Source organism: Pseudomonas sp. HMSC067G02 (genome assembly GCF_001813485.1).
GTDB classification, from domain to species: domain Bacteria; phylum Pseudomonadota; class Gammaproteobacteria; order Pseudomonadales; family Pseudomonadaceae; genus Pseudomonas; species Pseudomonas aeruginosa.
Genome location: NZ_KV812685.1, coordinates 72,108 through 89,584, shown reverse-complemented (window position 1 = coordinate 89,584; position 17,477 = coordinate 72,108). Strand labels below are relative to the sequence as shown.

The window sequence follows — 17,477 nt, the reverse complement described above, 5'->3', positions numbered from 1 at the left end:
ACCTGCAGGACCTCGCCGCGCTGCTCGACCAGCAACAACAGCAGAAGGGCCGACAGCTCCTCCAGGACCTGGCCGCGGTCCTCGACCAACAGCAACAGCAGGGAGGCCGCAACCTGCAGGACCTCGCCGCGCTGCTCGACCAGCAGCAACAGCAGAAGGGCCGGCAGTTCCTCCAGGGCCTGGCCGCTGTCCTCGACCAGCAGCAACAGCAGGGAGGCCGCAACCTGCAGGACCTCGCCGCGTTGCTCGACCAGCAGCAACAGCAGAAAGGTCGACAGTTCCTCCAAGGCTTGGCCGCTATCCTTGACCAACAACAGCAACAGGGAAGCAAACAACTAGCCAATCTGAAGGGTGAGTCTCAATGAGTCCGGGCACCGACCGCCCCTGGAACTCGGCATTCCAGCCCGACAGGGGGCTCGGGGCTTTCCACTCGCTGCGCAAGGCCATCCTTGCGCAGCGTACCCAGCTGGGTCTCGATGCCCTGAAACAATGCGACGAAGTGCTGAGGACGGCACAGGAGCCTGGCCTCCCCGAGCCGCTGCTCAATCTCCGGGAGGGGGAAGGAGGATCTACGCTCGTCTTCGATGATCCCGTCTATTCGATCTGGCTGCGTTTTTTCCTCCGCGCATCGGCCAACAGGCGCACGGAAGAACTCATCCGCCATATATCGAAACTTCCCTCGGTACTGCAGGACGTCGAGCGTCGACTCACAGGCAAGGCCAACCTCTACGTCCCCGGCAGCGCGATCGCACTCCAGCGCGAGGATCTGCATCCCTATGTCATGAAAGCGACACCGCCAACCTATGATTTCAGTCGTGCCCCCTCCTCCTCCGGAGAAGAAGGACGCACCATCGGCCATCCGTTGAGAATGCAAGCCGGCCTTCTCGGCAGCGCCCTGAAGAACATCGAAACGGCCTGGCCCGAATTGCATGCGCAGATCGAGGAGTGCGTGCGCATCTTCGGTTACCTTCCGGATGCGGCATTTCGCAGTTGCTCGGCGGCGCGCTACTCCGGAATCGTCTACCTGGGCAACATGGATGAATCACTTCTCGATCTTGAAGAGTCGATCGTCCATGAAACCGGACATCAGGTTCTTTACCAACTTGGAGAAATGACCAGGCTGACCCTCCCGCAGACACCGCTCGAGGCCAACTACGTGCTGCCGTGGTCCGGCTCGCGTCGTGATCTCTTCGGCTTCCTGCATGCCCATTACATCTACGCCCTACTGGTCAAGTACTACTGGCGCCGAGCAAACCTGGATGGACGGGAAGCGGCCGAATGCCGGGGCCGCGCGTTACTGATCCTGTCCGGCTGCCTGAAGGCGACCCCCATGCTGCAAGGAGACGCCAACCTGACGGAACAGGGAAGAATCATCGTCGAGCGGCTTGCCGAAGAACTCGCCGAACTGGATGGCGAAATTCGCGGACGGGTCCGGCACGAGCGGGAGAAAGCGAATGCAGAAGCGACAGGTTGAAACGGATGAGCCAGCCACCCTGCGGATCAGCGGCAACGCCCTGCATCTCTCGGACGGCGTGGGAGTAACGCTGCTCGACGATCAGATCGTCCTCGAGAACCGCGCCACTGGCGCCAGCAAAGCCTTTTCCAGGGAGGCGATACCGCTGCTGGATCTGTTCATGGACTGGATCGAACCCGACGATTTCGTCAGCCGGGCCTTCGAGCAGGGAGGCGAGGCGGAGTCTGTCAACAGAGCCATCGGCGTTCTGCACGATCTGCTGGAACTCGATGTGCTGACGGTGCGCGCCGAGGATCTGAGGGGAACCCGCCTGCGCGCCCCTGGTGCGGGCTGGGGCGACGCCATGCGCTTCCTGCTCGCAACACGGACGAGCAGGGAGACGATCTTCGCCCCACCCGCGGAGTTCAATGCCGCCCTGGCCGAGAAGGCAGCCGTCACGCGTCAGGCATCCGCCTTCATGGAATATCCGGCGGCACCGTTCAGTCCATTGAGCGAACCACGCATGACGGCCTCCAGAGGAGAACCCTCGTTCCCGAAAACCATGCTGAACAGGAGGACGGCTCGCCGATACGCGGACCATCCCCTCACCGAAGCCCAGTTGTCCAGCCTGCTCAAGTTCGCCTGGGGCATGATCAAGAGCGTACCCAACCCTCTCGGCGACGTGTTCGTCCGCAAGACCTCGCCGAGCGGCGGCTCGTTACATCCGGTCGAAGTCTATCCGATCGTCCTCAACGTCGACGGCATCGAGAGAGGGATCTACCACTATTCCGTTCGCCGCCACGGCCTGGAGCGCCTGTGGACGGGGGATGCACACGAGTGGATCGCCAAGGCCTGCGGAGACCAGGAATGGGTTCGGGAAGCCGCCGTCATCTTTCTCTGCTCCGCGTTCCTTCCGCGCACGGCCTGGAAATACGACTTTTCGCGCGTCGCCCGGGCCGTGATGGCCGAGATCGGCTTCAGCGGGCAATCGCTTCTGCTCACCGCGTCATGGCTAGGCCTTGGCGCCTTCACCACCATTGCCCTGCGCGATGAACTGTTCGAGGACCTGCTCGGCTTCGACCCTCTGCGCGAACCGGTATTCGCCGTCTTCGGAGTCGGTGCCCTGGAACCGGACATCGTCGACCATTCGCGTCCTCGAACGGAAAACCAGGACGAAGCGGGCGCCCTGTAGAAGATGGACATCGTGCATTCCCATGGACACGACCCGGGCGTACTCGATCCCCGGACCGATCGCCTGTTCGTCGTCGCGCTCAGCCAAAGCCCAGCCAAGGTCATGCTGCGCGCGGCGGATGGCGCGCACCTGGAAATAGCGCTGCCGGCAAGCGGAGCTCCGGACAGACCGGCCGGGACGCGCTGCTACATGAATCTGGAACGCACGGTGGTGGAGCTTCGCGAACGCTTGAAGCCGCGTGATTGCGGCGCGGCGGTGATCGATCGGGTCAACGCCTATATCTCTCCGCCAGGATGCGGAGCGCCGCTGCATTTCGACATTCGTACCGTATGGATCGTGCAACTGTTCGGCTGCAAGACCTGGAGGCTGGGCGACAAGCCCGCGGTGGAACAGCCAAGCCACAACTGCGTCCTGCCCAATGGCGAGCGCCACGTCATCTACGACGGGCGGGAGCTCGAGGCGCCGACGCGGATGCGAACCTATAACCTGTTTCCGGGCGACTGGCTTCTGGTGCCAAAGGGCGTATGGCACGAAACGACAACGACCGCAGGCTCCGTGTCGGCCACCCTCGCGGCGCCGGAAGGCAGCTAGCCGACGCCTGCTGGGAGGATGTCCTCACCGGGTCGTCATCGGCAGACGCGTCACACCGTGCTCGGTGGTCACCGGACCGCTCGCCACGAAACCGAACCTCTGGTAGACCGGCACAGCCCCCAGCGCCGCGCTGACAGTGAAGACACCCGAATATCCCGCCTCGAGACAAGCCTCGCGCGCACGTGCCCAGAGGGCACGCGCCAGCCCCTGGCCCTGGGCCTCTTCCGCGACGAATAGCATGAGCAGATGATGGTCGTCGCGAGTGGCGACGACGCCAAGCATTTTCCCCCGCTCCTCGGCGACGAAATAGCGGCAGGTTCCACGCATACCCTCCAGGATTCGCGGAGTGCCAAGGGCTCGCTGAAGGAAACGCCGCCCCTGTGGAGGGAAATCACGGGCAACATGCTCGCGAGTCAGCCGGCGTACGAACGCGCCGATCATCTCTGCGTCCTCCACCCGGGCCAGGCGAATATTCACCCGATTGGCAGACATGCCCGCCCTCCCGTCGGTCGTCGGCAAACCATGTTTCCACAGTATTGCCCAGGCGACGCCGGCCTGCCATGCCGGCAGGCCGGACAGCGCAGGCATGGCGCCTGGAGGGAGGCAAGGTAAAGAAAGAAGGTGGCGTCCCCGACAGGAATCGAACCTGTACCGACCCCTTAGGAGGGGGCCGTTCTATCCATTAAACTACGAGGACGAATCGCGCCGGTGCTTTTTGCCATGCCGGCTTTCGACAGAAAGACCATCTCCATCGGAGTCCAGCGGCGCAATGCACGATGCGCTGACGGGGCGGCATGTTAACGGCAGAGAAAGCGTTTGTCATGCCACTGCCACCAAGGCTGCGCATAATTTTCCGCAACCCTGGAGGTGCAGCATGAACCAGACCGTCGCCATTCCCGCCGCACAGGACCTGCCGGACGCCCCGCGCCAGCCGCGGATACCGGACTCCCCCTTCGCCAGCTTCGATGTGCGGATCGCCAGCGAGCACGACGCGCCGCGCCTGTCGTTGCTGCTACAGCAACTCGGTAGCGCCGATCCGCGCCCGGACCCGGCGTTGCTGGCCATCCAGCTGCAACGACCGCGCGACGACCGGGTCACCCTGGTGGCCGAGCGCGGCGAGCGCCTGCTCGGCACCTGCACCCTGCATCTGATCGAACACCTGGCGCACGATTTCGCCCGCTCGGCAATTCTCGAAGACATGGTGGTCGACCGCCACGCCCGCGGCCAGGGCGTAGGCCGCGAACTGATCGGCCGGGCCGTGGAGCGAGCGCGCAGTTGGGGCTGCTACAAACTGGCGCTTTCCAGCCACCAGGACCGGGAAACCGCGCAGCGCTTCTATGCCGCGCTGGGATTCACCAGCCACGGCGTAAGCCTGGCGCTGCATCTGGGCTGACCTCATCATGCATTTTGCAATCGGCAAAATGCCAATCCTTGCAAAGTGCATGTCAGAGAGCCCCATACACATATATAGACCATTGATTTAAAAGGATTTTTTATAGGAAAAAGTTGGCACAACCGCTGCTACAAGACCCTCAGGATCAAACCTTGGCCATCTGCCTGGCAAAGCTACGAAATGGAGGTGAACATGAGCAGCTCACGCAACCTGGTCGGCACCGGACTTCTTTCCCTGCTGGCTCTCGTAGTCTTCCAGAACAGCGCACTGGGCGACGAGGACAGGACGCAGGAACGCAACGGCGAAAGGCCGGTAGTGCTGGACAGCAACGCAACGCCGCAGTGGGCACCCGCTGCGCAGCGACTGGTGATCCAGGTGCCCGAAGAATCCCCGCGCATCGTCACCGTAGGCGAGGACGAGCGCGGCACGGCGCTGGTAACCGCGGCCGACGAACAGGCCTGGACATTCTGACGAAGCAAGCGCCGGGAGACCGGCATCCAACGACGCTACACCGCCGCACAGGTCCCCGGGATGCTGGCGGGCGGAAGGGAGAAAGAACATGTGGATCCTGGCTTTGCCGCTGACCGCCCTGGCCCTTTCGGTCGGCGTCTACGGGCTGCTCTGGCTGATAGAGCGCGGAGGAGAAGAATATCCAGCGAGGCTTCCGCTGAGCGACAAGGGCGCCACGGAACCTCGGCGCCACTGAGCCGGCACAAGGAACAGCGAGCCCGACGGAGAGGGCTCCGGGAGTGAAACCATGTCACGATCCGCCGTCATTCTTCTGTTCGTGGTGATCGCCAGTGCGATCCTGGCGCTGAGCCTGCCGCCCGATGCCACCCTCCTCGCCTGGTGCGCCTGGGGACTGCTGGGCATATCCGGCGCCTGGCTGCTGTTTGCGCTGGTGGTAGGTCGGCGAATCCGCTTCGATCCCAGCCTGGACTGATTTCGCCCACAACACCTTGCCGGGCGCTACAGCGTCGCTCACAGCGGCAGGCACATGCCGTCGTGTGCCAGTTCCACCCCCTCGGGCAACGCAGCGGGGTGGTCCAGCAGCCAGGCGTCCAGCGCATGCCCGACGTGAGTCAACACGGCCCGCCGGGGACGCAGCGATTCGATGCACTCCAGTGCCCGCGTCAGGTCGTTGTGGTTGCGCGGCGGCCGCTCCTGCGGCGGCATCGAGCAGTCCAGCACCAGCAGGTCCAGCGGCGCCGCGAGCAATCGCGAGGCGCTGTCCGCCGGCAGCCCGACGGTATCGGTGAGGTAGGCCAGACGCCGTATCGTTCCTTCCTCGGAAGCCCCCTCCAGCAAGTAGCCGAAGGTCGGCTTCGAGTGGACCAGCGGTAGCGCGGTCGCCGCCAGCGCGCCCCACTGGCGCCGCTCGAAGGCGCCGAAGGGCTGGCTGAAATCGAGGATGCCCGGATGCTTGTAGAGGTCGGCGAGGCCCTCCGGGTCGGCCGGGCCATGCACCGGGATCACCAGGCCCTGGCCCCAGCGCAGGTGCAGCAGGCCTTGGGCGTGGTCGGCGTGGTAATGGGTCTGGAGGATGCCGTCGAGGCTATGGGGCGGGAAGCGCTCGCAGAGATCGACCAGGCCGCTGTCGATCAGCCAGCGCTGGCCGGCGCACTCCAGCAGCGCGCTACAGGGACGGCGACGCAGGCCGGCGTCGGCGCGGGCGTTGCGACAGGCCGGGCAATCGCAACCGTAGACCGGCACCTGGCGGGCATCGCCGGTGCCGAGCAGGGTCAGGCGCATGCGCGGTCGCTGCCGAGACGGGCCAGGAGGCTGCGTAGCGTGTCGTCGAGGTCACCGGAGTTGTCCAGTTGGAACAGCGGGCCCTCCAGGCCGGCGGCGAACTCGGCGTTGCGCGCCAGGCGCGCCTCGATTTCCTCGGGGCTTTCCCGGCCGCGCGCCAGCAGGCGCTGGCGCAGCACCTCGGGTTTCACCCCGAGCAGGACCGCGAGCAGATCCGGATAGCGCCGGCGGGCCTGCGCCAGGTAGCCGCGCGAGCCGTTCACCAGCACGTCGTAGCCCTGCGCCAGCCACTCGTCGATCTGCACCGGAATGCCATAGCAAAGGCCGTTGGCGCGCCAGCTCATGGCGAACGCCGAGGCCCGCTCGAGGGTGTCGAACTGCGCCGGGGTCACCGCCTGGGCGTCCTCCCCCACCGCTTCCGCGGAGCGCGTGATCACCCGCCGCACGATACGGCAGCCGCGCAGCGCCAGGGGCTCGCGCGCGGCCTGCAACAGGCTGTCCTTGCCCGAGCCGGAAGGCCCCATCAGATAAATCAGTCTGCCTGTCATCAGAACACTCTCTGCCCGCCGCGCCAGACTTGACGCACCACCGGCTGGTTGTTGCCGAGCGCCCGCGCCTGCAGCAGATCGGCGCGCAGGCCGACGCGGATTTCGCCACGATCGGTCAGCCCGGCGGCCAGCGCCGGGGTACGGCTGACCATCGCCACCGCGCGCGGCAGGTCGTAACGGATCGCATCATACTCGCTGTGCTCGCCGGCGAGCAGCAAGGCCGCATGCAGCAGGCTGGCCGGATAGTAGTCGCTGGAAAGGATATCCAGCACGCCGATTCCCGCCAGTTGCGCCGCCGCCACGTTGCCCGAGTGGGAACCGCCGCGGACCACGTTGGGCGCGCCCATCAGCACCTGCAGGCCGTGCTCGTGGCTGGCCCTGGCGGCCTCCACGGTGGTCGGGAACTCGGCGATGGCCATGCCGTAGCCGGCCGACTCGCGGACATGCGCGAGGGTCGCGTCGTCATGGCTGGCCACCGACAGGCCGCGTCCCTGGCAGACATCGACGATGGCCGCACGGGCGGCGTCGCTGTAGCGCTCGGAGTTGGCTACCTGCTCGACGATGAAGGCGTCCATCTCGGCATCGCTCAGGTGGTACTTGCCCTGGTAGTACTCGCGGTACTTCTCCAGCCTGGCGAACTGGCGCTGGCCGGGGGCGTGGTCCATCACCGAGACCAGTTGCACCAGCGGATGCTCGACCAGTTCGCGGAACACCTCCAGCGTCTGCGGATGGCTGACCTCACAACGCAGGTGCAGGCGATGGTCGGCGCGCGCGTCGCCGCTGGCGGCGGCCTCGCCGATGGCCTCGAGCATCTTCGGCAACTGCTGCATGCGCTTGCCCTTGGGGTTGACGTCGCCGATGGACAGCGCGTCGAACACCGTGGTGATCCCCGCGGCGACGATCTGCGCGTCGTGCGCCAGCACCGCCGAGGCCGACGGCCAGTCGACGCCGGGACGCGGGGTCATGTGCTTCTCCAGGTTGTCGGTGTGCAGCTCGACCAGGCCGGGCAGCAGGTAGTCGCCCCCCAGGTCCTCGGCCCCGGCCAGGTGACTGCGGCCTTCGTCGACCGCGGCGATCAGGCCGTCGCGCAGCAGCACGCTGCCGACGAAGACCCGCTCGGCGCTGACTACCCGGGCATTGCTGAGAACGCGTTCAGACGACATGGGCTTGCTCCTGGCGGGAAAGCTCCTGGCTCATGTCCAGGTAGCGGCTGGCCACCGCCTCGCGGGCGGCGCGGTCGTGGAAGATGCCGATCAAAGCGGCGCCGGCGCCCTTGGCTTCGCCGATCAGTTCCAGCACTACCTGGCGGTTGGCTTCGTCGAGGGACGCGGTCGGCTCGTCGAGCAGCAGGATCGGCCACTCGACCATGAAGCCGCGGGCAATGTTGACGCGTTGCTGCTCGCCGCCGGAAAAGGTGCCCGGCGCCAGTTGCCAGAGGCGTTCCGGGATGTTCAGCCGGGCCAGCAGGCTGCGCGCCCGCAGTTCGGCGCTGTCGCGGCTCCAGCCACGGGCCAGGGCCGGCTCCATGACCACGTCGAGGGTCGCCACCCGCGGGATCACCCGCAGGAACTGGCTGACGTAGCCGAGGGTCTGGCGGCGCACGGCGAGCACCTCGCGAGGCTCGGCGCCGACCAGTTCCAGCCAGTCGCCGGCGTGGCGCAGGCGGATGCTGCCGCCGGCCGGCAGGTAGTTGCCGTAGAGCGTGCGCAGCAGGGTGCTCTTGCCGGCGCCGGAGCGTCCGTGGAGCACCAGGCATTCGCCGCCGGCGACATTGAAGTTGAGCCCGCGCAGCACATTGAGCACTACGCCCTGTTGCTGGTGCAGGGTGAAGGTCTTGCTGAGGTCGCGGACCTCGATCAGGTTGTTCATCGCTACTTCTCCGGGCGCCCGTCGCGCGGACCGGCGCCGACGCTTTCGGCTCAGGGTTGCAGGACCGACGACACCAGCAATTGCGTGTACGGATGCTGCGGGTCGTCGAGAATCTGGTCGGTGAGACCGGCTTCCACCACCCGCGAACGGCGCATGACCATCAGGCGGTCGGCGAGCAGGCGCGCCACCGCCAGGTCGTGGGTGACGATCACCACCGCCAGGTCCAGCTCGCGCACCAGGCCGCGCAGCAGGTCGAGCAGGCGCGCCTGCACCGACACGTCGAGGCCGCCGGTGGGTTCGTCCATGAACACCAGGCGTGGCGCCGAGACCAGGTTGCGGGCGATCTGCAGGCGCTGCTGCATGCCGCCGGAAAAGGTTCGCGGCAGGTCGTCGATGCGCAGCGGATCGATCTCCACCTGTTCCAGCCAGTCCAACCCGGCCTGGCGCAGCCGACCGTAGTGGCGCACGCCCTGGGCCATCAGCCGTTCGCCGATGTTGGCGCCGGCGGACACGCCCATGCGCAGGCCGTCGCGCGGGTTCTGCTCGACGAAGCCCCACTCGGTGCGCAGCAGGGTGCGCCGCTCGGCTTCGCTGGCGGCGTAGAGGTCCAGCCAGCGGTCGCCGTCGTCGCGGTAGGCGACCGTGCCGGCGTCCGGCGGGCAGCGCCCGGAGAGCAGCGAGAGCAGGGTCGACTTGCCCGAGCCGGACTCGCCGACGATGCCCAGCACTTCGCCGGGGTAGAGATCGAAGTCGACCTCCTGGCAGCCCTTTTCCGGCCCGTACAGGCGGGTCAGGCCGCGCACCGAGAGCAGCGGCCGGTCGCGTGCGTCGAGGCTCGCATCGATGGATTCGCAGACCGCGTTCATTGCGCGTCCTCCCCTTCTTCCTGGCGGGCACGCCGCTGCGTGCAGTAATCGGTGTCGGAACAGACGAAGCGCTTGCCGCCACGGTCGTCGACGATCAGTTCGTCCAGGTAGGACTCGTGGCTGCCGCAGAAGGCGCAGCTTTCCTCCCAGCGCTGGACCTCGAAGGGGTGGTCCTCGAAATCCAGGCTCGCCACCCGGGTGAACGGCGGCACCGCGTACAGGCGCTTCTCGCGACCGGCGCCGAACAGCATCAGCGCCGGGTTCATGTCCAGCTTGGGGTTGTCGAACTTGGGAATCGGCGAGGGATCCATCACGTAGCGCTCGTCCACCGTCACCGGGTAGGCATAGCTGGTGGCGATGTGGCCGAAGGTGGCGATGTCCTCGTAGAGCTTCACGTGCATCACCCCATAGTCGTTGAGCGCATGCATGGTCCGGGTCTCCGCCTCGGAAGGCTCGATGAAGCGCAGCGGCTCGGGGATCGGCACCTGGTAGACCATGATCTGCTCGCCGCTCAGGGCGGTTTCCGGTATCCGGTGGCGGGTCTGGATCACCGTCGCCTCCGGGGTCCGTTCGGTGGTGGCGACCCCGGCGGTACGGGCAAAGAAACGCCGGATGGATACCGCGTTGGTGGTGTCGTCGGCGCCCTGGTCGATCACCTTGAGCACATCGTCGGCACCGAGGATGGCCGCGGTCACCTGCATGCCGCCGGTGCCCCAGCCGTAGGGCAGCGGCATCTCGCGGCCGCCGAAGGGCACCTGGTAGCCGGGGATCGCCACCGCCTTGAGCAGGCCGCGGCGGATCATGCGCTTGGTCTGCTCGTCGAGGTAGGCGAAGTTGTAGCCCTGCTCCGGCGCGGCGCTGGCTTGCGGGGAAAGGCTCATGCGCGCTTCTCCTGGACAGTGGGTTGCGCGGATTCGGCGACGCCGGGACGACGCAGCTTGCGAATCAGCTCCAGCTCGGACTGGAAATCGACGTAGTGCGGCAGCTTCAGGTGCGAGACGAAGCCACCGGCCTCGACGTTGTCGCAGTGCATCAGGACGAACTCTTCCTGCTGCGCCGGCGACACCACCTCCTCGCCGTATTCCTCGGCGCGCAGGGCGCGGTCGACCAGGGCCATGCCCATCGCCTTGCGCTCGGCGTAGCCGAAGGCCAGGCCGTAGCCACGGGTGAATTGCGGCAGCTCCTCGCGGGAACCGACGAACTGGTTGACCATCTCGCACTCGGTGACCTCGATCTCGCCCACCGGCACCGCGAAGCCCAGTTCCTCGGGCTCCAGCCAGACCTCGCAGGCGCCGATGCGGATCTCCCCGGCGAACGGATGGTTGCGGCCGTAGCCGCGCTGGGTCGAATAGCCCAGGGCGAGAAGGAAGCCCTCGTCGCCGCGTGCCAAGGCCTGCAGGCGCTGGGCGCGGCCGGTGGGGAAGTCGAGCGGCTCGCGGGTGATATCCGGCACCGCGCCGGGCAGTTCGTACTCCGGCGTCATCAGGCCTTCCCGGTCGAGCAGGCCGAGCACGCGCGGACAAGGCTCCAGGGACGCGCCCCGCTCCACTTCGGGGCCGGGGTAGTCGCCCTCGGCGAGCAGGCTGAAGTCGAGCAGGCGATGGGTATAGTCGAAGGTCGGACCGAGCAGTTGCCCGCCCGGCAGGTCCTTGTAGGTCGCCGAGATCCGTCGTTGCAGGCGCATCCCGGCGGTATCCAGCGGCAGGCTGGCGGCGAAGCGCGGCAGCGTGGTGCGGTAGGCGCGGAGAAGGAAGATCGCTTCCATCAGGTCGCCGGCCGCCTGCTTGATCGCCAGTGCCGCCAGTTGCTCGTCGTACAGCGAACCCTCGGTCATCACCCGCGACACGGCCAGCGGCATCTGCTGGCGGATCTGCTCCACCGACAGCTCCGGCAGCGCGGTATCGCCGCGGCGCTTGCGCGCCAGCAGGCGATGGGCGTTGTCGATGGCCTTCTCGCCACCCTTGACGGCTACGTACATCAGGCCACCTCCTCGACGGGTTCGCTGACCCGGGTACTGCGTGGCAGGCCGAGGATGCGCTCGCCGGCGGCGAAGAAGGCATCCAGGCCCCTGGGGAATTCGGTGCGTGCGGCGCGCTGCGCCCAGAACCCGGCGCTCACCGGCAACGCCACCTGGCGCACCTCGGCGATACCCGGTCCGCGCCACTCCAGCGAGTCGCCACCATCGAGGCCGGCGAGCTGGATCAGCAGGGTGCAGGACTGGTCCGGATAACGGTCGCTGCCGCTGTCGAAGCCGCTCAGGTCGTCCAGCTCGCCTTCGTCGAGCAAGGCGAACAGCGCCTGCTCGCGCTCGGCGACGATCGGGCAGCCGCAATGGAAGGCCAGGTTGGCGCGCAACGTCGGGCTGTCGAGACCCGGCGCCAGCCACAGCGGGGTGTCGGAGTCGAGGAAGCTCAGGCACAGCGCGTAGCTGGCCGGTTGCAACGCGGCCAGCGCCGGTGCGCGGTCGAGGTTGCGTACCAGCCCCGGTTCGGCGAGGGCCTTGAGCGCCGCGCGGAAACTCCGCTGGGCGTCCAGGACCGGGTCCTGGAACGCCGGTTGCAATAGCGCGGCGGTATCCGCCGGGCTGGGAAGCGAAGCGCTGGTCATCAATCTTCTCCTCGGACCAGGGTGAAGAACTCCACCTTGGTAGTGGCGATTTCCGCCTCCTGGGCGGCACGGCGCTCGGCCTGGGTACGGGCCAGCGGTTCGATCAGGCGCGCCTGCCAGGCCGCCGCATCGGCGCCCTGCAGGTGCGCGTCGGCCAGGGCGGCCAGTTCGGCGTGGCGCTTGTCGCGCCCGGCGACATAGCTGTAGCCGGTACGTCCGTCAGCGAGGCGGACCACGCAGCGGGTCACGGTCATCTCGCCGAGGTTGAACGGGCTGCCGGTGCCACCCATGCGTCCGCGCACCAGGGTCATGCCGGTCTCGGCGGCGCGCAGCAGGTGATAGTCGGCATCGCGCAGGGCGTCCGCATGGGCGTCCAGCTCCTCGCGACGGGCGCGGGCGAGCACGCCCATCCAGCGCTGTCGTGCGGCGATGGTGGGATCGGAATGCAAGGCGGTCATGGGCTTCTCCTAGGGGGCGACCTGGTACTGGAAGCGATCGGCGCGGCTGATCGACTGGGCCAGTTCCACCGGTTGGCCGGTACGGTCGCGGGACAGGGTGAGGACGGTGAGCAACGGCGCATGGCGGGGCATCAGCAGGCGCGCCGCCTCCTCGCGATTGGGCAGGCGCGCACCGATCAGGCTGTAGGTGCGGGTCAGCGGCAGGCCTTTGTCGGCCAGGTAGCGACGCAGCGAACCGCCCTGGTAGTCGGCGAGCAGCTCGCTGCGGGAAACGGCGTAGCAATGGCGGATCAGGCTCACTGGCTGGCCGTCGAGGTAACGCAGGGTGGTCAGTTCCAGCACCCGCCCGCCCTCGCCGATCCCCAGGTGGGTGGCCTCGGCGGCGCCGGCCGGACGCTGGCGCGCCTCCAGCAGCCGGGCCTCGACCCGGTGGCCCTGGGCCGAGAGCGACTCGGTGTAGGCGTTGGCGGCGCCCATCGGGTAGATCGTCGGCGCCTCCAGGACCTGGGTGCCCTTGCCCTGGCGCCGCAGCACGCGGCCTTCGAGCACCAGTTCGTCGAGCGCCCGGCGCAGGGTATGGCGGTTCACCGCGAAGCGCTGGGCCAGCTGGATCTCGCCGGGCAGGTAGTCGCCGGGGCGGTAGGCCAGCAGTTCCTGGCGCAGCCGTTCGGCCAGTTCGCGGTACAGCGGTTCGCTTTGTCTAGACAAGTGCATGGTTTGGAAAGGGCGCACCAGGCGCCCTCCTCGCGTCGTCAGATGAACAGCTTGCGCAGGCGTTGTGACAGAACGTCGATCAGGCTCACCACCACGATGATCACGATCAGCACGGCGCAGGTCTGGCCGAACTGGAAGCCGCGGATGGCCTCCCAGAGGATCACGCCGATGCCGCCGGCGCCGACCATCCCGACCACGGTGGCGGAACGCACGTTGGACTCGAAGCGGTACAGCGAATAGGAGATCCACAGCGGCAAGACCTGCGGGATGACCCCGAAGATGACCTCCTGCAGGGCGCTGGCACCGGTGGCGCGGACGCCTTCGACCGGACCGGGGTCGATCGCCTCGACCGCCTCGGCGAAGAGCTTGGCGAGCACCCCGGTGGTGCTGATGAACAGCGCCAGCACGCCGGCGAACGGGCCCAGGCCGACGGCGACCACGAAGAGCATGGCGAAGACCATCTCGTTGATCGAACGGCAGGCATCCATCACCCGCCGCACCGGCTGGTAGACCCACCAGGGCACGATGTTCTCGGAGGCCAGGATCGACAGCGGGATGGCGCAGACGATGGCCAGCACCGTGCCCCAGAGGGCGATCTGCACGGTGACCAGCATCTCGCTGAGGTAGAGCTTCCAGTTGCCGAAGTCCGGCGGGAAGAAGTCGGCGGCGAAGGTCGCCATGTTGCCGGCGTCGCGGAACAGCACGGCCGGGTTCATTTCCGCGCCCTTCCAGGACCAGGCGAGGATGGCGAGGAACAGGCCCCAGCCGACCAGGCGACCCCAGGATGGCTTGCCGGTGGCGGCCGCCGCGGCGGTGGTGCTCAGAGTGCTCATATCGGGAATCTCGACAGCGGTATTGGCGAATCGGGTGGGCGCGGCGCCGGCCGCGCCCGGGGTGGATCAGCCGGCGTTGGCGGCGGTCTTCTGCTCGCGCTCGGCCATGCGTTTCTCCAGCTTGGCCAGCTCCTCGTCGAGGGCCTTCAGCTTGGCGGCCTTCTCCTCGGCGCCGAGGTTGGCGTTGTTCGCCACGTCGGTGCGCTGCTTGAACAGCTCGAGCTGGCGGATCGGCAGCAACTGGTCGTCGTCGGAGGGCTGGAACTTCGACCATTGCAGGTCGGCGAGGACCTTCTTCTGCTCGGCGTTGGCGCCGTACTTGAAGAAGAAGTCGCGCAGCTTGTTCTTCTGCTCGTCGCTCAGGTTGTTGCGCCACACCAGCGGGTCGCCCGGGATCAGCGGCGACTTCCAGATCACCTTGAGCTGCCTGGCCTTCTCCGGCTGGGTCAATTCCAGGCGCTCCATGCCCTCGGTATTGAAGGTGGCGACGTCGACCTGCTTGTTGGCCACCGCCAGGGCGTTGACCTCATGGCTGGAGTTGAGGGTGCGCTTGAAGGCCTTGACCGGGTCGACGTTGTTCTTGGCGAACACGTAGTAGCCGGGCACCAGGTAGCCGGAGGTGGAGTTCGGATCGCCGTTGCCGAAGGTCAGGCTCTTGGCGTTCGCCAACATGTCCTCGACGCTGTCGATCTTGCTGTCCTTGTTGGCGATCAGCAGGCTCCAGTAGCCCGGCGCGCCGCTGGCGGCGACGGTCTGGGCGAAGATCTCGCCGTGGGCGCGATCCACCGCTTCCATGGCGGCCTTGTTGCCGTACCAGGCGATGTCGACCTTGTCGAAACGCATGCCCTGGATGATCCCGGCGTAGTCGGGGGCGAAGAAGGCCTTCACCTGGTAGCCGGTCTGCTGGCTCATGTCCTTGAGGAAGGGCTCCCAGATGCTCTTGAGGTTCTGCGACGACTCGGTGGAGATGATCCCGAAATTGATCACCGGCTGGTCGGCGTGCGCCATCCCGGCAAGGGAGCCGGCGAGCAGGGCGGAAGCCGCGAGCACACGACTGAAGCGTTTCAACATGGAGAGAACTCCTGGGCAGGGTTTGGCGGGTTTTTATGCGGTTCGAATGACGTCAGGCGCGCGCGAGGGTCAGTTCCCGCTGGCTCTCCGCCCCGCGCCGGGCACGGTCGGAAAACAGCAGCGGGGTATCCCCTTCGGCGCCGTAGAGTTCGTTGAGGAAGCCTTCGGAAAGGTGCTCGCTGCTGCCGTCGAAGAGGATCCGGCCGCCCTTCAGGGCCACCGCGCGCGGGCAATAGCGCAACGCGTAGTCGACCTGATGCAGGGTCACCACCACGGTCTTGCCGTCGTGGCGGTTGATGTCGGCGAGGATGTCCATCACCTTGCGCGCCGACTCCGGGTCGAGCGAGGCGATCGGTTCGTCGGCGAGAATCACCTCGGCCTTCTGGGTCAGGGCGCGGGCGATGGCTACGCGCTGCTGCTGGCCGCCGGAGAGGGTCGAGGCGCGCTGCCCGGCGAGATCGGCCAGGCCGACCCGCGCCAGCGCTTCCAGGGCCTGGCGCTTCTGCTCGGCGCTGAACAGCCCCAGCGAACCGCGCCAGCGCGGCATGCGACCGAGGAAGCCGAGCAGGACGTTGTCCAGCACGCTGAGGCGGTTGACCAGGTTGAACTGCTGGAAGATGTAGCCGATGTCGGCGCGCAGGCGGCGCACTTCGCCGCTCAGGCGACCGGACGCCTGCAGGCGGCGACCCAGCACGTCGATGCTGCCGCCGTTGTCGCGGTCGCAGCGGGCGAGCCCGGCGACGTGACGCAGGAGCGTGGATTTGCCGGAGCCGGATGCACCGATCAACGCCACCATCTCGCCCGCCTGGATCTCCAGCTTCAGGTTGAAAAGCGCCTGCTTGCGGGCAAAGGTCTTGTTCAGGCTGTCGACACAGATCACCGCGCTCATCGTTCTCCCCTCCAATCGGTTGCACGAAGACGCCAGCGGCGCCATCTGGTGTAGACCAAGATAGGAGGAGACTGTGTCAGACCGGTGAAGTGACGATGACAGTCGAGTGACAATCCATTGAACGACCGGTGGTCAGAAGGCCATCATCTAACCCCAGTAGAAAACTAGGCTTTTGTTGAATCGCTCGCATTTCAGATAGCTGGTACTGGCAAAACGCCGTCACGCAACGCACAATTGACGTCAACTAATTGTTGTTTCCGAAATAACAGACTGAACGGCTGGCGGAAATCGTGGTCATAGGCCCGAGAACAATGAACGCTTCCTCGGCACCGCTTTTCCCTGACTCTACAGGTTCAATGTATGCGCCCACTGAAACAGGCAACTCCTACCTACTCCAGCCGTACCGCTGACAAATTCGTCGTTCGTCTGCCCGAGGGCATGCGTGAGCAGATCGCAGAAGTCGCTCGCAGCCATCACCGCAGCATGAACTCCGAGATCATCGCCCGACTCGAGCAGAGCCTGCTCCAGGAAGGGGCGCTGCAAGACAATCTCGGTGTTCGCCTGGACAGCCCGGAACTCAGCCTGCACGAGCGCGAGCTGCTGCAGCGTTTCCGCCAGCTGACCCACCGTCAGCAGAACGCGCTGGTCGCCCTGATCGCACACGATGCGGAGCTGGCCCAGGCCTGAGCGCCGAAGCCCACGCGTAGCGCTTGAAATGGCCGGCATTCGCCGGCTTTTTCTTTATGGATGGCCCAACCATGGGCGAGTAACCGCAAGGCGGTTATCCGCCGGCCCCTGTAGCGGTGGCGTTATCCCTCCAACGCCACGAGGGAGAGCCGAATGAGCTATCGCCTGGCCGCCGATGCCCTGGTCTGGCTGCACCTGGGCTTCATCCTGTTCGTCCTGTTCGGCGGCCTGCTGCCGTTGCGTTGGCCACGCCTGGCCTGGCTGCACCTGCCGGCGGTGGCCTGGGGCTGCGCCGTTGAGTTCCTCGGCCTGCCCTGTCCGCTGACCCCGCTGGAGAATCGTCTGCGCCGGGCCGCCGGGGACGCCGGCTACAGCGGCGGCTTCGTCGAGCACTACCTGTTGCCGCTGATCTATCCCGCCGGCCTGACCCCGGCGGTGCAATGGATCCTTGGCGCCATCGTTCTGCTGGTCAACCTGATCGCCTACCTGTATCTGTGGCATCGCCGCAGTAGCCGCTGAGCCACGGATGCCACGTCATTCCGTATCTGGATAGT

At 66.7% G+C, this 17,477-nt stretch carries 24 protein-coding genes and 1 tRNA gene; 9 read left to right on the top strand and 16 right to left on the bottom strand.

Going from position 1 to position 17,477, the window contains the following annotated elements; all coding sequences use genetic code 11:
• A partial coding sequence (locus HMPREF2914_RS16795; protein ID WP_218189186.1) for a hypothetical protein occupies window positions 1-335 on the bottom strand: 335 nt, incomplete at its 3' end.
• 26 nt (window positions 336-361) lie between these two features.
• On the opposite strand from HMPREF2914_RS16795, the gene HMPREF2914_RS16790 reads away from it, so the two are divergent.
• The 3 genes from HMPREF2914_RS16790 to HMPREF2914_RS16780 are packed head-to-tail and all read left to right on the top strand — an operon-like array spanning window position 362 to window position 3,236.
• On the top strand, window positions 362-1,474 hold the full coding sequence (locus HMPREF2914_RS16790; protein ID WP_003130268.1) for an aKG-HExxH-type peptide beta-hydroxylase: 1,113 nt from the start codon (window positions 362-364) through the stop codon (window positions 1,472-1,474).
• Window positions 1,455-2,645: a SagB/ThcOx family dehydrogenase gene (locus HMPREF2914_RS16785; RefSeq protein WP_003130266.1), complete on the top strand. Its 1,191-nt coding sequence runs from the start codon at window positions 1,455-1,457 to the stop codon at window positions 2,643-2,645. Before HMPREF2914_RS16790 ends, HMPREF2914_RS16785 begins: the two co-directional genes overlap by 20 nt.
• A 3-nt stretch (window positions 2,646-2,648) precedes the next feature.
• The gene (locus tag HMPREF2914_RS16780) at window positions 2,649-3,236 is read left to right on the top strand and encodes a JmjC domain-containing protein (RefSeq protein WP_003130264.1); all 588 of its coding nucleotides are present in this window, start codon (window positions 2,649-2,651) and stop codon (window positions 3,234-3,236) included.
• 24 nt (window positions 3,237-3,260) lie between these two features.
• Here the strand turns inward: HMPREF2914_RS16780 and HMPREF2914_RS16775 are convergent, their stop codons facing one another.
• Window positions 3,261-3,728: a GNAT family N-acetyltransferase gene (locus HMPREF2914_RS16775; RefSeq protein ID WP_003130262.1), complete on the bottom strand. Its 468-nt coding sequence runs from the start codon at window positions 3,726-3,728 to the stop codon at window positions 3,261-3,263.
• Between the two features lie 130 nt (window positions 3,729-3,858).
• Window positions 3,859-3,933, bottom strand: a tRNA-Arg gene (locus HMPREF2914_RS16770).
• Window positions 3,934-4,110: 177 nt separating this feature from the next.
• Between HMPREF2914_RS16770 and HMPREF2914_RS16765 the strand changes: the two genes are divergently transcribed.
• From HMPREF2914_RS16765 to HMPREF2914_RS16750, 4 genes are all read left to right on the top strand, one after another.
• Window positions 4,111-4,629: a GNAT family N-acetyltransferase gene (locus HMPREF2914_RS16765; protein WP_022579681.1), complete on the top strand. Its 519-nt coding sequence runs from the start codon at window positions 4,111-4,113 to the stop codon at window positions 4,627-4,629.
• Between the two features lie 192 nt (window positions 4,630-4,821).
• Complete coding sequence (locus HMPREF2914_RS16760; protein WP_023092625.1) at window positions 4,822-5,100, top strand: hypothetical protein; 279 nt, start codon at window positions 4,822-4,824, stop codon at window positions 5,098-5,100.
• Window positions 5,101-5,188: 88 nt separating this feature from the next.
• Entirely contained in the window at window positions 5,189-5,335 is a 147-nt protein-coding gene (locus tag HMPREF2914_RS16755) for a hypothetical protein (RefSeq protein WP_003130258.1), read from the top strand.
• 51 nt (window positions 5,336-5,386) lie between these two features.
• Window positions 5,387-5,572 (top strand): PA3371 family protein, encoded by a 186-nt coding sequence (locus HMPREF2914_RS16750; RefSeq protein ID WP_003091768.1) that lies wholly within the window; start codon window positions 5,387-5,389, stop codon window positions 5,570-5,572.
• A gap of 38 nt (window positions 5,573-5,610) precedes the next feature.
• On the opposite strand, the gene phnP is transcribed toward HMPREF2914_RS16750, so the two are convergent.
• The 13 genes from phnP to phnC form a co-directional block, all read right to left on the bottom strand.
• On the bottom strand, window positions 5,611-6,381 hold the full coding sequence (gene phnP, locus HMPREF2914_RS16745) for a phosphonate metabolism protein PhnP (RefSeq protein ID WP_003109294.1): 771 nt from the start codon (window positions 6,379-6,381) through the stop codon (window positions 5,611-5,613).
• The gene (gene phnN / locus HMPREF2914_RS16740) at window positions 6,372-6,929 is read right to left on the bottom strand and encodes a phosphonate metabolism protein/1,5-bisphosphokinase (PRPP-forming) PhnN (protein WP_003109293.1); all 558 of its coding nucleotides are present in this window, start codon (window positions 6,927-6,929) and stop codon (window positions 6,372-6,374) included. The genes phnP and phnN overlap by 10 nt, the downstream gene beginning before the upstream one ends.
• A complete protein-coding gene (locus HMPREF2914_RS16735) occupies window positions 6,929-8,092 on the bottom strand; it encodes an alpha-D-ribose 1-methylphosphonate 5-triphosphate diphosphatase (protein ID WP_003091776.1) in 1,164 nt (387 codons plus the stop codon). Before HMPREF2914_RS16735 ends, phnN begins: the two co-directional genes overlap by 1 nt.
• Window positions 8,082-8,798 (bottom strand): phosphonate C-P lyase system protein PhnL, encoded by a 717-nt coding sequence (gene phnL / locus HMPREF2914_RS16730; protein ID WP_003091778.1) that lies wholly within the window; start codon window positions 8,796-8,798, stop codon window positions 8,082-8,084. The genes HMPREF2914_RS16735 and phnL overlap by 11 nt, the downstream gene beginning before the upstream one ends.
• Window positions 8,799-8,848: 50 nt before the next feature.
• On the bottom strand, window positions 8,849-9,664 hold the full coding sequence (gene phnK, locus HMPREF2914_RS16725; protein ID WP_003091781.1) for a phosphonate C-P lyase system protein PhnK: 816 nt from the start codon (window positions 9,662-9,664) through the stop codon (window positions 8,849-8,851).
• Window positions 9,661-10,545, bottom strand: coding sequence for an alpha-D-ribose 1-methylphosphonate 5-phosphate C-P-lyase PhnJ (locus HMPREF2914_RS16720; RefSeq protein ID WP_003091784.1), 885 nt, complete (start codon window positions 10,543-10,545; stop codon window positions 9,661-9,663). Before HMPREF2914_RS16720 ends, phnK begins: the two co-directional genes overlap by 4 nt.
• Window positions 10,542-11,642 (bottom strand): carbon-phosphorus lyase complex subunit, encoded by a 1,101-nt coding sequence (locus HMPREF2914_RS16715; RefSeq protein WP_003091786.1) that lies wholly within the window; start codon window positions 11,640-11,642, stop codon window positions 10,542-10,544. The genes HMPREF2914_RS16720 and HMPREF2914_RS16715 overlap by 4 nt, the downstream gene beginning before the upstream one ends.
• Complete coding sequence (phnH, locus tag HMPREF2914_RS16710; protein WP_003138236.1) at window positions 11,642-12,271, bottom strand: phosphonate C-P lyase system protein PhnH; 630 nt, start codon at window positions 12,269-12,271, stop codon at window positions 11,642-11,644. Before phnH ends, HMPREF2914_RS16715 begins: the two co-directional genes overlap by 1 nt.
• Window positions 12,271-12,729, bottom strand: a complete 459-nt coding sequence (gene phnG / locus HMPREF2914_RS16705) for a phosphonate C-P lyase system protein PhnG (protein WP_003091790.1) — start codon at window positions 12,727-12,729, stop codon at window positions 12,271-12,273. Before phnG ends, phnH begins: the two co-directional genes overlap by 1 nt.
• A gap of 9 nt (window positions 12,730-12,738) precedes the next feature.
• Entirely contained in the window at window positions 12,739-13,461 is a 723-nt protein-coding gene (gene phnF / locus HMPREF2914_RS16700; protein WP_003091792.1) for a phosphonate metabolism transcriptional regulator PhnF, read from the bottom strand.
• 20 nt (window positions 13,462-13,481) lie between these two features.
• Window positions 13,482-14,276: a phosphonate ABC transporter, permease protein PhnE gene (gene phnE / locus HMPREF2914_RS16695; protein ID WP_003091793.1), complete on the bottom strand. Its 795-nt coding sequence runs from the start codon at window positions 14,274-14,276 to the stop codon at window positions 13,482-13,484.
• Window positions 14,277-14,342: 66 nt separating this feature from the next.
• Window positions 14,343-15,347: a phosphonate ABC transporter substrate-binding protein gene (phnD, locus tag HMPREF2914_RS16690; protein ID WP_003091795.1), complete on the bottom strand. Its 1,005-nt coding sequence runs from the start codon at window positions 15,345-15,347 to the stop codon at window positions 14,343-14,345.
• A gap of 52 nt (window positions 15,348-15,399) precedes the next feature.
• Entirely contained in the window at window positions 15,400-16,236 is an 837-nt protein-coding gene (gene phnC / locus HMPREF2914_RS16685) for a phosphonate ABC transporter ATP-binding protein (RefSeq protein WP_003091798.1), read from the bottom strand.
• 360 nt (window positions 16,237-16,596) lie between these two features.
• On the opposite strand from phnC, the gene amrZ reads away from it, so the two are divergent.
• Together amrZ and HMPREF2914_RS16675 are read left to right on the top strand one after the other, a co-directional pair.
• Window positions 16,597-16,923: a transcriptional regulator AmrZ gene (gene amrZ / locus HMPREF2914_RS16680; RefSeq protein ID WP_003091802.1), complete on the top strand. Its 327-nt coding sequence runs from the start codon at window positions 16,597-16,599 to the stop codon at window positions 16,921-16,923.
• Between the two features lie 153 nt (window positions 16,924-17,076).
• Entirely contained in the window at window positions 17,077-17,442 is a 366-nt protein-coding gene (locus HMPREF2914_RS16675; protein ID WP_003091804.1) for a DUF2784 domain-containing protein, read from the top strand.
• Window positions 17,443-17,477 lie beyond the last annotated feature (35 nt).